Annotated in this window: 13 protein-coding genes and 1 tRNA gene; 8 read left to right on the top strand and 6 right to left on the bottom strand. The window is 63.7% G+C overall.

Going from position 1 to position 12,977, the window contains the following annotated elements; genetic code table 11:
- Window positions 1–144: 144 nt before the first annotated feature.
- The 3 genes from B0E51_RS18825 to B0E51_RS18815 all read right to left on the bottom strand — a co-directional run bounded on the left by B0E51_RS18825 (window position 145) and on the right by B0E51_RS18815 (window position 3,474).
- Window positions 145–945 (bottom strand): thiazole synthase, encoded by an 801-nt coding sequence (locus B0E51_RS18825; RefSeq protein WP_077446409.1) that lies wholly within the window; start codon window positions 943–945, stop codon window positions 145–147.
- 54 nt (window positions 946–999) lie between these two features.
- Window positions 1,000–1,200 (bottom strand): sulfur carrier protein ThiS, encoded by a 201-nt coding sequence (gene thiS / locus B0E51_RS18820; RefSeq protein ID WP_077446408.1) that lies wholly within the window; start codon window positions 1,198–1,200, stop codon window positions 1,000–1,002.
- A 105-nt stretch (window positions 1,201–1,305) separates the two neighbouring features.
- Entirely contained in the window at window positions 1,306–3,474 is a 2,169-nt protein-coding gene (locus tag B0E51_RS18815) for a DUF6600 domain-containing protein (protein ID WP_077446407.1), read from the bottom strand.
- Window positions 3,475–3,783: 309 nt separating this feature from the next.
- Between B0E51_RS18815 and B0E51_RS18810 the strand changes: the two genes are divergently transcribed.
- From B0E51_RS18810 to B0E51_RS18775, 8 genes are all read left to right on the top strand, one after another.
- Window positions 3,784–3,857, top strand: a tRNA-Gly gene (locus B0E51_RS18810).
- A 34-nt stretch (window positions 3,858–3,891) separates the two neighbouring features.
- Window positions 3,892–4,344, top strand: coding sequence for a RimK/LysX family protein (locus tag B0E51_RS18805; protein ID WP_077446406.1), 453 nt, complete (start codon window positions 3,892–3,894; stop codon window positions 4,342–4,344).
- A gap of 10 nt (window positions 4,345–4,354) precedes the next feature.
- Window positions 4,355–5,278, top strand: coding sequence for a 30S ribosomal protein S6--L-glutamate ligase (gene rimK / locus B0E51_RS18800; RefSeq protein ID WP_077446405.1), 924 nt, complete (start codon window positions 4,355–4,357; stop codon window positions 5,276–5,278).
- Window positions 5,279–5,390: 112 nt separating this feature from the next.
- Window positions 5,391–5,879 (top strand): hypothetical protein, encoded by a 489-nt coding sequence (locus tag B0E51_RS18795; RefSeq protein ID WP_077446404.1) that lies wholly within the window; start codon window positions 5,391–5,393, stop codon window positions 5,877–5,879.
- 63 nt (window positions 5,880–5,942) lie between these two features.
- On the top strand, window positions 5,943–6,338 hold the full coding sequence (locus tag B0E51_RS18790) for a BlaI/MecI/CopY family transcriptional regulator (RefSeq protein WP_077446403.1): 396 nt from the start codon (window positions 5,943–5,945) through the stop codon (window positions 6,336–6,338).
- Complete coding sequence (locus B0E51_RS18785) at window positions 6,338–8,047, top strand: M56 family metallopeptidase (RefSeq protein WP_077446402.1); 1,710 nt, start codon at window positions 6,338–6,340, stop codon at window positions 8,045–8,047. The genes B0E51_RS18790 and B0E51_RS18785 overlap by 1 nt, the downstream gene beginning before the upstream one ends.
- 353 nt (window positions 8,048–8,400) lie before the next feature.
- Entirely contained in the window at window positions 8,401–9,087 is a 687-nt protein-coding gene (locus tag B0E51_RS18780; RefSeq protein ID WP_077441131.1) for a response regulator transcription factor, read from the top strand.
- The gene (locus tag B0E51_RS18775; RefSeq protein WP_077446401.1) at window positions 9,071–10,354 is read left to right on the top strand and encodes a HAMP domain-containing sensor histidine kinase; all 1,284 of its coding nucleotides are present in this window, start codon (window positions 9,071–9,073) and stop codon (window positions 10,352–10,354) included. The genes B0E51_RS18780 and B0E51_RS18775 overlap by 17 nt, the downstream gene beginning before the upstream one ends.
- 68 nt (window positions 10,355–10,422) lie before the next feature.
- Here the strand turns inward: B0E51_RS18775 and B0E51_RS18770 are convergent, their stop codons facing one another.
- Genes B0E51_RS18770 through metF form a run of 3 tightly spaced genes read right to left on the bottom strand, consistent with a single transcriptional unit; the run spans window position 10,423 to window position 12,839 of the window.
- Complete coding sequence (locus B0E51_RS18770) at window positions 10,423–11,340, bottom strand: branched-chain amino acid transaminase (protein ID WP_077446400.1); 918 nt, start codon at window positions 11,338–11,340, stop codon at window positions 10,423–10,425.
- Between the two features lie 43 nt (window positions 11,341–11,383).
- The gene (locus B0E51_RS18765; protein ID WP_254424578.1) at window positions 11,384–11,971 is read right to left on the bottom strand and encodes a DUF4124 domain-containing protein; all 588 of its coding nucleotides are present in this window, start codon (window positions 11,969–11,971) and stop codon (window positions 11,384–11,386) included.
- Between the two features lie 43 nt (window positions 11,972–12,014).
- Window positions 12,015–12,839 (bottom strand): methylenetetrahydrofolate reductase [NAD(P)H], encoded by an 825-nt coding sequence (gene metF / locus B0E51_RS18760; protein WP_077446398.1) that lies wholly within the window; start codon window positions 12,837–12,839, stop codon window positions 12,015–12,017.
- Between the last annotated feature and the right edge of the window lie 138 nt (window positions 12,840–12,977).

The following is a 12,977-nucleotide window of genomic DNA, read 5'->3' as shown; positions in this document are numbered from 1 at the left end:
TCCCTCCCCTGCAAGGCAGGGGAGGGTTGGGGAGGGGTTGCTCTTGATCTGGTTTCTCGGTTCAAGAGCTTTGCCCCCTCCTCCCGAAGAGGGGATTCCCTTCGGTCGCGGTCTCCCCCTGAAGCAGGAGGAGCAGTGCGGGCTTCAGCCAATCGTGCCGTCGATGGGGCTGGACGCCGAAGCGTAGCGCTTGCGCGGAATGCGCCCGGCACGGAACGCGGCGCGGCCGGCCTGGATCGCCAGTTTCATTGCATGCGCCATCAGCACCGGATCCTTCGCGCCGGCGATCGCGGTGTTCATCAGCACGCCATCGCAGCCCAGTTCCATCGCAATCGCGGCGTCCGAGGCCGTACCCACACCGGCGTCGACGATGATCGGCACCTTGGCGTTTTCGATGATCTCCAGCAGGTTGTAACGGTTCTGGATGCCGAGGCCCGAGCCGATCGGCGCGGCCAGCGGCATCACCGCGACGCAGCCGATCTGTTCGAGGCGCTTGGCCAGGATCGGATCGTCGCTGGTGTAGACCATCACTTCGAAACCATCGGCGACCAGGATCTCGGCAGCCTTCAGTGTCTCCACCACGTCGGGAAACAGCGTGCGCTGATCGCCCAGCACCTCGAGCTTCACCAGCTGATGACCATCGAGCAGTTCGCGTGCCAGCTTGCAGGTGCGCACCGCGTCGACCGCGTTATAGCAGCCGGCGGTGTTCGGCAGCAGGGTGAACTGGTCCGGCGGCAGCGCGTCGAGCAGGTTCGGCTGGCCGGCGTCCTGGCCGATGTTAACGCGACGGATCGCCACCGTGACGATCTCGGCACCGGCCGCCTGCGAGGCGGCGCGGGTTTCATCGAAATCCTTGTACTTGCCGGTGCCGGTAAGCAGGCGCGAGCCATAGCTTTTGCCGGCGATGATCAGCGGGTCAGTGAGGTCGTTGCTCTTGAAATTCATGGTGCTGCCTTGGAGATGCGCGGGCTGGACGACAGGCCGACAGGATGTGCGGACTCAGCCACCGCCGATGGCGTGGACGATTTCGAGGCGGTCACTGTCGGCCAGGGTGCGACTGGCGTGCTGGCTGCGCGGCACGATTTCCTGGTTGAGTTCCACCGCCACGCGACGCCCTGCATAACCGGCTTGTTCGAGCAGTTGCGCGACGGTGGTGGCGGGAGCGCACTCGCGCGGATGGCCATTGAGCATGATGTGCATCCGCGTATTGTAGCGATTCCCGTGCCGGACGCTGTTTGCAGAGTGACCCCAAAAGCAAAAGCCCGCAGGAACGCGGGCTTTTGCCTGGACTCGATAGCATGTTGCTCAGTGCTGACGGTCATCCTCACGCTTGCGCGGTTCGGATTTCTCTGCTGGACGCGGTTCCGCGTGCTGTGGCTGCGCTGGTGCCACTGTCCGCGGTGGTGGTGCGTACTGTGGTGCGCTGCGTTGCGGTTGCTGGTACTGCGGCTGCTGATAGCTCTGACGCACCGGTTCGGCCATCGTACGCGGCGGCTCGTTGGGATACGCGCGCGTACCGTTGTCGCTGCGTGGCGCCTGGGTGTCATCGCGCATGCCGCGCTCGCTTTCGTAACGAGGTGCGGGCCGATCGGCAGCCGGCTGCGGCTGGTTGATCACGGTGGCGCGTTGGATCTGCGGCACCTGAGGCAGCGTGCGGTTTTCAGGTGGCAGCGGCCCTCGATCCTGGTTGGCGCCGGGCGTGTAGCTGGCATCCGGGCGTGGCATCGACCCGCGCGGTTCCGGCGGCATGCCTCCGGAAGCGTCGCCGGCTTGCGAACGGGCGAAGCGTGACGACGGCAGATCACCCTGGCGCGGTTCGCCACGATTGCCTTGCGGCACACCGATCGGTACGCCGGCCGCCACGTTGGAGGTGGGCGGCAGATTGCGCTGCGAACGATCCACCGGCACGGCAGGACCGCGAGAATTCAGCACACGGACGTTGGCGCCCGGTGTGGCGGCACGTTGCGGGCCGGCCAGGTTGTTGAACGAAGCCGTCGTGCGTGTCGACGGCGGCGCATGACGGGCGACCACTTCGCGCTGGAAGCCAGCGGCAGGCAGCGACTGCGCATGCGAGCTGCGTGGGAGTGCGATGCTGCCTGGTGCGGGGCGCAGGCTGGTGCCGCGCGGCAGCACGGCGGCCGAAGCCAGCTGGCGTTGATCGACACGCACCAGATTGTGTTGCACATGCTGCCCACCGGCGAACGCCTGTCCCGGCATGGCCGAGAAGCCGTGGGGCGCGTCGCGGTTGGCGTAGCGTGCGTCGTTTACCGGTCGGCCGCTGCGGTAGCCGTTGTAGTGGATGTTGATGTTGTTGATCATCGTGTTGCGGTCGTAGCCGCGATAGCCGCGGATATTGGTGATGTTGACGTTGCTGTAGTAACCGCGGCTGGCGCGATACCACGGGTTGTAGATTTCGCCGGGACCAAGCGGGAACCAGCCGACCGGGCCACCGCCGATGCCGACAGACCAGCCACCGCCACCGACGAACGCCACCAGTGCCGGAGCATAGATGGCGCGCACGCCACGTGGCCCGGGAAGCCAACCCCAGTGACCACCGATATAAGCCCAACGCCCGTAGTGATACGGGGCGTAGCCCCACGGTGAATCATCCTCCCAGGTCCAGCCCCACGGGGCGATATAAGCCCAATGGCCATTGCGATAGGGTGCCCAGTCGACAGCGACGCTGGCGGGAAACCAGACCGCGCCGTAATCGCTGGTGGTCTGCCAGCTGCCGTATTGATCCAGATCCTGGGAACCGACCACATCGTCCGACACATACTGGCTGGAGGTGGATTGCGCGTAACGGCTGTCGCGATCGTTGCACCATGCGTCAAAGGCGTCGCCACCACCGATGTCGTTGATGGCTACTGCGCCCAGACTGGAATCGACGAAGCTGTAGCTGCGTCCGGCGTGGACTGTGCGCTGCGCATTGTTTTCGCCGTAAACCGTGGCATCGCCATTGAAGGCGGTTACCTGCGTGCTGCCACCGTTGTTGCCGATATCGATGCGGAACGTTCCCGGCTGGTCGACCACCAGGGCCACGGTCGGGGTATCGATCTCGTAGCTCTGCCCTTGATCAAGCTGCCTCACGGTGAGGTTCAGCGTGCCCTGGGTCAATTCGAGCTGGGCCAGTTGATCGTCCAGGCTGAGCAGGCCGAGATCGGTCCGGCCGGCGATGCGCAGGGTGCTGCCACCCAGTTCCAGTTCGGCACGGCCGCCCTGGCTGCTGGAAAGACGGTCGCCGGTCGTCAGCGGGCGATTGAGGTTGGCGTCGCTCCAGTCGGTCGCGCCGGATGGCAGGAAGCCCACATCGCCGGCCATGTACGACAACCGTGCCACCCGGCTCGGCGGATCGGCACTGTTGTCGTCGGCAGATTGCGCCTGGACCAGACCAACGGTCGTGCCTAGCAGCACGATCGCCAGCGGTCGCCAGCTGCGGCGCATGGGAGCAAGGATTTTGGCAAACACGTGCATGTGAAGATTCCCCTGGTGAGCGCGAGTGTCATCGCGCGATGAGTCCATTCGAGCTGCCAAACAGTCCTGGAACATGGCGCCGATGACGGCGTAATTATGGGCATAACAAAAGTCAGGTCGATCTTAGTTTCGCCGACCACGTGACGGGCAATTCAGCTGGCCGCCATCTCGGGTTCACGTGGCGTTGGGGAGGATGGCCAGCTGCGTACCTCCGGCGCGCATCAGGGAGGCCACTGTTTGCATGGAATGCAACTTGAGCGGGCCGACTTTCCAACGGCGCTTGTCACGCGCTACCATCCGCCGGCCAAGGCGGGTGTAGCTCAATGGTAGAGCTGTAGCTTCCCAAGCTACTGACGAGGGTTCGATTCCCTTCACCCGCTCCACTCCGCGATCCCCACCGAGCAATCCCGAACCTATATGGCGGATCTGATAACTCTCGGTTGGCGGGAGCGGCTGGCATTGCCGCAGCTGGGCATCGGCCTGCTCAAGGCCAAGCTCGATACCGGTGCACGCAGCAGCTCGCTGCATGTCGATACCCTCGAAGATTTTCAGCGTGATGGCATCACCTGGCTGCGCTTCACCATGCATGTCGGCCGGCGCCAGCCAGTGCCTGTGCATTGCGAGGCGCCGGCACTGGATCGGCGTGCAGTGACCGATACCGGTGGACGACGCACCGAGCGCTGGTTTATCCGCAGTGAGGTGCAACTGGCCGGGCAACGCTTCAGCACCGACATCAATCTGACCGATCGGCGGCATATGCTGTTTCCCTTGCTGCTTGGCCGCAGCGCCCTGTGCGGGCGTTTTGTGGTGGATCCGGCACGTTCCTATACCCAGTCGCGGCCGCTGGTCGTGGCCACTGACCTTTCGTGATGGCCTCTCTATGAAGATTGCGATCCTGTCGCGCAACACGCGCCTGTATTCGACCAAGCGACTGGTCGAGGCGGCACGCGAGCGTGGCCACGTGGTGCGTGTACTCGATCCACTGCGCTGCTATGTGCGCATCGCGCCGGGCGCCGTGGCAATCCGCTACAAGGGCAGGGAGGTGCGCGACATCGACGCGGTGATCCCGCGCATCGGTACCACCAGCACGTTCTACGGCACGGCCGTGTTGCGCCAGCTGGAAATGATGGGCGTGTACACGCCCAACCCGTCCGACGCCGTACTGCGCGCGCGCGACAAGTTGCGCTGCCTGCAGATACTCGCTGCGCAGGGTATCGACATGCCGATCACAGTATTCGGCGACAACCCGGATGACACGGCCGATGTGCTGGCCTTGCTCGGCGATCCGCCGCATGTGATCAAGCTCAACGAAGGCAGCCAGGGCACCGGCGTGGTGCTGGCGGAGAAACGCAGTGCGTCGCAAAGCGTGATCGAGGCATTCCGCGGCCTGTTCGCGAACTTCCTGGTGCAGGAGTTCATCGCCGAGGCGAAGGGCAGCGACCTGCGTTGTTTCGTGGTCGGCAAGAAGGTGGTGGCGGCGATGCAGCGCGATGCCAGCCCGGGAGAGTTCCGCGCCAACCTGCATCGCGGTGGTACGGCCATGGCCGCCACATTGAGCGCGGAAGAGAAGCGCATCGCGGTACGTGCCGCCGGCGCGCTGGGGCTGGGCATCGCCGGCGTCGACCTGCTGCGCTCCAACCGCGGGCCGCTGCTGCTCGAAGTGAATTCCTCGCCCGGTCTGGAGGGTATCGAGGCCGCCACCGGCGTCGACGTGGCTGGCGCAATCATGGACCTGTTGCTCGCCCAGGCCGGTGGCACGGCACCGGCTGGACGCATGCGCCGGAGCGCACTACGAAACGTATAGTACGAACATCTTCGTTGACAGTGTTTGGCCAGCTGACCTAGCATCCGTCGCAGGATGATCGGGTGTCGGGTGTTCCGCATCGGTACACGACCTGATCCGGGGAGAGTGGGGCATGAAACTGAGGTTCTGGCTGGTGGGTGCGGTTGTGGGTGCGGCTCTGCTGCAGGCAAGTGCTGTTTACGCCTACAAGACGGAAGTCATCGTCAAGGCAGAGAACAAGAGCGATTTCACTGCAGTGGTCGCGGCCGTGCATCAACAGATGCAGCCCGGTGGACGCTATGAATTCGTCGACAAGGGTGAGCGCGAGAAGGTCGATGCGAACTTCGCCGACATGCAGTCGTTGTTCGACAAATACGACACCACGGCGCAGATGGATGCCAGCGCGAAAGTCCAGTTGTTCAACGATCAGGAGGCTGTCAACGCGATCCTGACCCATCGTGACGACAAGCGGCTGGTATGCGAGTCAGTCGCGCCGTTGGGTTCCCATATTCCCAAGACGACCTGCCGCACCTATCGTGAAATCGAACAGGAACACCGTGACACCCAGAACTTCCAGCAGCAGATGCGGCAGGTGAATACTCCGGTCGGCGGCAAGGGTTGAACATCGCGTGACCTGCCATCGTCACGATGGCAGGTTCCAGCATCAGCGAATCGAGGTGTCGGCATGAAGGCGCAGCCAGCGATCAGTCCCAGACCCACCGAGGGTGAGCTTGAGATTCTGCATGTCCTGTGGACCCGTGATGGATGCACCGTGCGCGAAGTACACGACGTGCTCCGCCCCAGCATCAGCACCGGTTACACCACGACGTTGAAACTGCTGCAGGTGATGCATGCCAAGGGACTGGTCGAGCGCGACGATTCGCAGCGTGCGCATGTATACCGCGCGATCCTGAGCAAGGAGCGCACGCAGAAGCGATTCCTCGTCGATCTGGTGCAGCGCGTGTTCGACGGCTCATCTTCGCAATTGGTTTTGCATGCGCTCGGCAGCCAGCATGCCAGTCGTGAGGAGTTGCGCGCGATTCGCAATCTGTTGAACAAGCTCGACAAGGATGCATCGTGATGGACGCGCTACCGGTGATGCTGGTCGGAGCACGGGTGATCGGCTGGACACTGCTGCACTTCGTCTGGCAGGGGGCATTGCTGGGGTTGCTGTATGCCGCGGCACGCATGGCGTTGCCTCGCGGTGAGGCACGTTATCGTTTCGGCATGGTCATCCTGCTGGCACTTGCCTTGTGCCCGTTGCTGACCTTGTGGCGGCTGCTCGAAGCAGCACCCGCAGTCATTCAGGCAGCCACGGACGTGGTGACTCCTGCCGCGAGTGGCCAAGGCGTCGAGCTCGGCACGACCGCTCGAACATGGGATGCCGGCCTGGATGGGCTGCTGCCATGGCTGGCACTGGCATGGTCGGCCGGCGTGCTGCTGCTGTCGCTGCGGGCATGGCGTCAATGGCGTGGGCTGAAGGCCCTGGTGCGGATGGCCACATTGATCCCGGAATGGCAGCATCAGGTTGCCGCGATGGCTGCAGGTTTCGGCTTACGTCGGCGCGTTACCGTATTGTGCAGCAAGGTCATTGCCACGCCGGCCGTGGTGGGCTGGATACGGCCGGTGATCCTGCTGCCACTGGCGGTGGTATGCAATTTTCCTGCGACACAGATCGAACTGATCCTTGCCCACGAGCTGGCACATTTGCGGCGCTGGGATCCGCTCGCCAATCTGTTCCAGGTCGTTCTCGAGACACTGTGTTTCTATCATCCGGTAGTGCACTGGATTTCGCGCGATGTGCGCAATGAGCGAGAGATCTGCTGCGACGAACTGGCGCTTTCGGTCAGTGGTGGCAGCCGGCATGTGTTCGTGACGGCGTTGGCTGAACTCGGTGAATTGCGCGAACGGCATGGCTCTTTGCTGCTGGCGGCCAGTGGTGGCGTGCTGCTGGATCGCGTGCAGCACATGGTCATGCCCGAGCGTGAAGGCGCATTACTGCGCACGCCGGCCCGCTTTGTAGCGGTGTTGCTCGGTGCTGCGCTGGTGGCGCTTACGTTGCGGCTTGAGTGGAAGCAGAACCATCTGCGACAAAGCCTTGCCGGCGTGGCTGCGCAACTGCAGTCGGTGTGGATTCCATTGGAATTGTCGTTGACGCGGGCCGATGTCAGGTGGCATCCGGCCGATCTGGCATTGATGCACGCCGAGGCGCTGCGGCCGATCGAGAGTGTGGCGTCAATGCCGGACAGTACGGATCCGGTTGCTGCATCGCTGCCGATTGCGTCGATTGGCGTCATGCCGCTGCGGGTCTCGTTGCGGATTGCTGATCTGGCGCCAGTTCGTCACGACGAGTCCTTGATGGTCGTTACCGAGCCGGCTGTTCCCGCGGCTTCATCCAGAGCACTGGCGCCTACACCATTACAGATTCGCCAGCCGGTTTATCCGCATGCAGCGCTCGTGCAAGGTGTGGAAGGACAAGTGGTGATCGAGTTTGGCTTGTCTGCCAACGGCGATGTGCGGGATCCGCGTGTCGTCAGTGCCCAGCCTGCGGGTGTGTTCGACCTGGCGGCGATCGATGCAATGCGTGCATGGAAGTATGCGTTGCCCGAGCTGGGTACAACAGCACAACGGTATCGTCAGACCTTGGCGTTCACGCTGAATGCGGGGCGCACTGGAAGGGTATCTTCCGGCTTGCGCACCACTCGGGAAGTCCGCGCGCAGGTCAGCTGCCAGATTGTCACGGGAACGCATATCTGTCGTGAACCGGATAAAGCGGATACGGGCGATTGAGTCCATGTAGACGGTCCAGGGCTGATTCGGATCATGATGGTGGTGCGGTTGCGTGGCCTGTTTAACGGCGAAGTGAGTACCGGTTAACTGCACCGTAACCACGGTCCCCCTATAAAGATGACACTGTTTTTTGCATGGCATTCCAACCGCTGAGGGTGGGTGACGGCAGATGATGGTAACGGGGCAGTAGTTTGGGCCCAGATGCGGCGACGGCGAGTCGTGCATCTGGGCCTTTTTCTTGTCCGCACGAAGCCGTGTTCAGCTTTATGCCGTAAGCGGCGCGCTTCGTTCATGCAAGCTTGTTAAGCTTGCACCTTCAGCCGTCCTGTGTGCCGGCTGCGCAGGAGTGACACATGCGCGTTCTGGTGATTGAAGACAATAGCGATATCGCGACCAACATCGGCGATTATCTGGAAGACCGTGGCCACGTGGTGGACTTCGCCGGCGACGGTGTCACCGGGCTGCATCTGGCGGTGGTGCACGATTTCGACGTGATCGTGCTGGATCTCACGTTGCCGGGCATGGACGGCCTGGAAGTGGCGCGCAAGCTGCGTCACGAGGCGCACAAGCAGACCCCGATCCTGATGCTGACCGCGCGCGATGCGCTGGAGCAGAAGCTCACCGGTTTCGAATCCGGGGCCGACGACTACATGACCAAGCCGTTCGCGCTGCAGGAATTGTCCGCGCGGCTGGAAGTGCTGGCACGTCGCGGCAAGGGTCCGCAGAGTCGCGTGCTGAAGGTGGCCGACCTCACTTTCAACCTGGACACACTCACCGTGAATCGCGAGGGCAAGTCGATCCAGTTGAATCCGATCGGCCTGAAGCTGCTGCAGGCATTGATGGAGGCGAGTCCGTCGGTGGTTACCCGGCAGGATCTGGAACAGCGCGTCTGGGGTGAGGAGCTGCCGGACAGCGATTCGTTGCGCGTGCATATCCACGGCCTGCGCGCCGCCATCGACAAACCGTTCGAGAAGCCGCTGATCCATACGCGGCACGGCATTGGCTATCGGATGGTCGAGCCGGATGCAGTCCAGGCGTAAGCTTCGGTTTCGATTGATCGTCTCCTTCGCGTTGTTCGGCTTCGGCCTCAGCGCGTTGTTTGCCGTGGCTGCGTTGAATGTGCGCGCCAAGGTGGAGGATCAACTGGTCACGGCGAGCCTGCAGGACGAGGTCGACAACCTCAATGCGCAGGTGCGTGCGGATCCCACGCAGATCCCGCATTTCAACATCGTCAAGGCGTGGACGTGGAGTGATCGCACGATCTACAAGGCGCCATTGAACTGGCAACAGCTGGGAACTGGCGTACACGACATCGCCGAAACCGGTGCGGACGGCCAGATCAAGCGCTACAAGCTGGCTGTGCGGCGACAGGACGGCGTGATCAGTTTTCTGCGCTATGACGTATCGCGCGACGAACTGGGCAAACGGCAGCTGCTGATAAGTGTGATCGGCGCGGTGTTCCTGTTCGGTCTGCTCTCGCTGGTGCTTGGCATGTGGCTTTCGCGCAAGGTGCTCAAGCCTGTGAGCGAGCTGGCCAACCGTCTGCGCGATTTCCGCAAGGCCGGCAAGGCCGAGCCGCTGGCACCGCATTTCGCCGACGACGAAGTGGGCGAGCTGGCACACGCGCTGGATGAATACTCGGCACGGCTCACCGCGATGGTCGAGCGGGATCGCGAGTTCAATTCCGACGTGAGCCATGAGCTGCGCACGCCGCTGGCGGTGATCGCCAGTACCACCGAACTGCTGCAGGGTTCGCCCGATCTCACCGAGAAGCTGAGCGAGCGGCTGAAGCGCATCGAGCGCGCTTCGCGCCAGGCGACCGAGCTGATCGAGGCATTGCTGCTGCTGTCGCGTGCCGAACGGCGTGGCCCGACCCGTGGCGAAACCACCGAGGTCGGCAAGGTCGCGGCCGACGTGATCGAGAGCCAGCGCCCGCAGATGCGCGGCAAGCCGCTGACCATCGATCTGACGGTCAACGAACTGGTCAGCATCAATGCACCGGCCTCGGTATTGTCGGTAGCGCTGACCAACCTGATCGGCAACGCGATCAAGTACACGCTCGAAGGCAGCGTACGGGTCGAGGTGGGTCAGGGGCGCATCGAGGTGATCGACACCGGCCCCGGGATCAAGCCGGAGGATGCCGAGCGCCTGTTCCAGCGCGGCGTGCGCGGCGAAGGTGCCGGCGGCAGCGGTGCCGGCCTTGGCCTGGCGATCGTGCGCCGGTTGTGCGAACTGTATGGCTGGGATGTCTCGATGCGTCCGCGCAGCGATGCGAACGGCGCGATCGCCAGCATCGTCTTCAGTTGAAGCCGGTCCGGATTCCATAAAGAAAAACGCCCCGCACTGCGGGGCGTTTTTCTGGCACCAGGCTTTCCTCAGACTGGTTCCAGCCAACCCCACTTGTCGTGGGTGCGGCCATCGAACAGGCCGAAGAACAACTCCTGCAGGCGGCGGGTGACGCGGCCAGCCGTACCGTTGCCGATCTGCTTGCCGTCGACTGCGCGGATCGGCGTGACTTCGGCGGCGGTGCCGCACATCAGGATCTCGTCGGCCAGATACAGGTATTCGCGCGGCAGGTCACGCTCGACCACCTCGATACCGTCTTCGCGCGCCAGCGTCTTCAGCGTGTCGCGGGTGATGCCGGTGAGGATCGAGGCGCTGGCCGGTGTCGTGTGCAGTACGCCGTCGAACACCAGGAACAGGTTCTCGCCGGCACCTTCGCTGAGCAGGCCGCTGGAGGCGAGTGCAATGCCTTCGCCGAAGCCGAGCCGGCGCGCCTCACGCGCGATCAGCTGGCCGGACAGATAATTGCCGCCGGCCTTGGCGCCGGCCGGGATGGTGTTGGGTGCGAAGCGCTGCCAGCTCGACACGCAGGCGGTGATGCCATTCTCCAGCGCCTCCGGCCCGAGGTACGGCCCCATGGGCCACGCTGCCACGGCAACGTCGATCGGCGTTTCGGCCGACAATCCAAAGCCGCCCAGTCCGCGGTACGCGACCGGGCGCAGATAGGCGGCGCCGAGGCCGTTCTTCTGGATCACCGTACGGCAGGCCGCAGCCAGTTCATCGGCCGAGTAAGGCAGCACCATGTCGTAGATCTTGGCGGACTGGTACAGCCGGTTGAGATGATCGGTGAGCCGGAAGATCGCGGCGCCATCGGGTGTGGCGTAGCTGCGGATGCCCTCGAAGACTGATGAACCGTAATGCAGCGCGTGCGACATCACATGCGTGGTCGCCTCGGCCCATGGCTTGATGCTTCCGTTCTGCCAGATCCACTCGGGGTATTGCTGCGCCATGTCGCTTCTCCAATGGGGACTGCCCATGATACCTGCTGGGGATTCAATCCGCGTTGCGCAGCCACAGGCAGCCGGCTCGGCGCACGATGTCAAAGCGCAATTCCCGCGGGTCGCCGTTGCCATCGCTGCCGGTCGTGTGCAGTACCAGCTGGTTGCCGGAGACTGGTGTGGCGACAGCCGGCGCCGGATCAAACGGATCGGCCATGCTGCCGGCCGGTGCGGGCTTCGCTGCGCTGCTGGCAGAGGACGCCGGATCATCGGCAGGACTGATATCGAGCAATGGCTGCCTCATCAGGGAACCCAGCGAACGGATGTCCGCAATCGCCGCACCACGACCGTAGCCGCCCCACAGCATCAGGCCGGCCAACCGGTTGGCGTCGTGACTGGCAAAGGCATCGATCACGCTCTGGCGCAATTCACCGAGATTCGCCGCACACATGATGGGCGGCGGCACGCTCGACAAGTTGCTGACGTTGGCCACGGCCGCGGGGCTGACCGGCGTGGCCTGCAAGGCGGCACAGGGCTGGTCGGTGAACAGCGGATGGCCGTCCGCACCGACGCAACGATGAATCTCGGTCTGCGCCATCGCAGGCACAGTCCAGGCGAAGGCGAGCAAGAGGAGGCACAGCAAGGCAGCTAACCGGCGCATCCCGCAAGCATACCCGTCCGCCGGCTCAGGAAAGCTGCTGCAGCACCGATTGCGTCGCCCGGGCGCGGTTGAGCGTGTAGAAGTGCAGCCCCGGTGCACCGCCATCGAGCAGGCGCCGGCACAGCTGGGCCACCACCTCGGCACCCAGTGCGCGGATCGAATCGGCGTCATCGCCGTGCGCCTGCATGCGTTTGGCGATCCAGCGCGGAATCTCGGCACCGCACATGTCGGAGAAACGCTTCAGCTGGGTGTAATTGGCGATCGGCATGATGCCCGGCACGATCGGCACATCCACGCCGAGCCTGCGCACATCGTCGACGAAGCGGAAATACGCGTCAGGGTTGAAGAAATACTGGGTGATTGCACCGTTCGCGCCGGCGTCGATCTTCGCCTTGAAGTGCTGCAGGTCGCGCAACGCATCGTCCGCCTGCGGGTGGGTTTCCGGATACGCCGCCACTTCGATATGGAAGTGGTCGCCACAGTGCTCACGGATGAAGCCCACCAGCTCGGCGGCGTAGCGGAAGTCGCCCGCCGTGGCCATGCCCGAAGGCATGTCACCACGCAGCGCGACGATGCGGCGGTAGCCGGCCGTACGGTATTCGTCCAGCAAGGTAGCCAGTTCGGCGCGCGTGCCGCCCACGCAGGACAGGTGCGGCGCCACATTGAGACCATGCTGCACATGTAGCCGTGCCACGGTGTCGCCGGTGTAACTCAGCGTCGAGCCGCCCGCACCGAAGGTGACCGAGGCGTACTCCGGCTGGTAGGCCTTCAGTACCTGAGCGGCGCGATCCAGCTGCGTGCGCTGCTCGTCGGTCTTGGGTGGGAAGAATTCGAAGCTGATGGCCGGCATCGCAGAGGTTCCAGATGGACGATACCGGCAAGTATATATCTCTATCTCGCGATGAAGCGATATATGTGATTGATTCCGTACCGTTGCCATGCGGCGGCTTGCGGCATCGGTATGGCGGCCCCATTGCGATGGTTCGAC

This window comes from Rhodanobacter sp. C05, assembly GCF_002001165.1.
In the GTDB taxonomy this organism is placed as follows: Bacteria; Pseudomonadota; Gammaproteobacteria; order Xanthomonadales; family Rhodanobacteraceae; genus Rhodanobacter.
The sequence above is the reverse complement of the archived record's forward strand: the minus strand, read 5'-3'. Positions and strand labels throughout refer to the sequence as shown.

Coding starts and splice junctions, on each gene's coding strand:
- B0E51_RS18825 (WP_077446409.1), bottom strand. CDS start 945: ATGAATTTCAAGAGCAACGACCTCACTGACCCGCTGATCATCGCCGGC.
- thiS (WP_077446408.1), bottom strand. CDS start 1,200: ATGCACATCATGCTCAATGGCCATCCGCGCGAGTGCGCTCCCGCCACC.
- B0E51_RS18815 (WP_077446407.1), bottom strand. CDS start 3,474: ATGCACGTGTTTGCCAAAATCCTTGCTCCCATGCGCCGCAGCTGGCGA.
- B0E51_RS18805 (WP_077446406.1), top strand. CDS start 3,892: ATGGCGGATCTGATAACTCTCGGTTGGCGGGAGCGGCTGGCATTGCCG.
- rimK (WP_077446405.1), top strand. CDS start 4,355: ATGAAGATTGCGATCCTGTCGCGCAACACGCGCCTGTATTCGACCAAG.
- B0E51_RS18795 (WP_077446404.1), top strand. CDS start 5,391: ATGAAACTGAGGTTCTGGCTGGTGGGTGCGGTTGTGGGTGCGGCTCTG.
- B0E51_RS18790 (WP_077446403.1), top strand. CDS start 5,943: ATGAAGGCGCAGCCAGCGATCAGTCCCAGACCCACCGAGGGTGAGCTT.
- B0E51_RS18785 (WP_077446402.1), top strand. CDS start 6,338: ATGGACGCGCTACCGGTGATGCTGGTCGGAGCACGGGTGATCGGCTGG.
- B0E51_RS18780 (WP_077441131.1), top strand. CDS start 8,401: ATGCGCGTTCTGGTGATTGAAGACAATAGCGATATCGCGACCAACATC.
- B0E51_RS18775 (WP_077446401.1), top strand. CDS start 9,071: ATGCAGTCCAGGCGTAAGCTTCGGTTTCGATTGATCGTCTCCTTCGCG.
- B0E51_RS18770 (WP_077446400.1), bottom strand. CDS start 11,340: ATGGCGCAGCAATACCCCGAGTGGATCTGGCAGAACGGAAGCATCAAG.
- metF (WP_077446398.1), bottom strand. CDS start 12,839: ATGCCGGCCATCAGCTTCGAATTCTTCCCACCCAAGACCGACGAGCAG.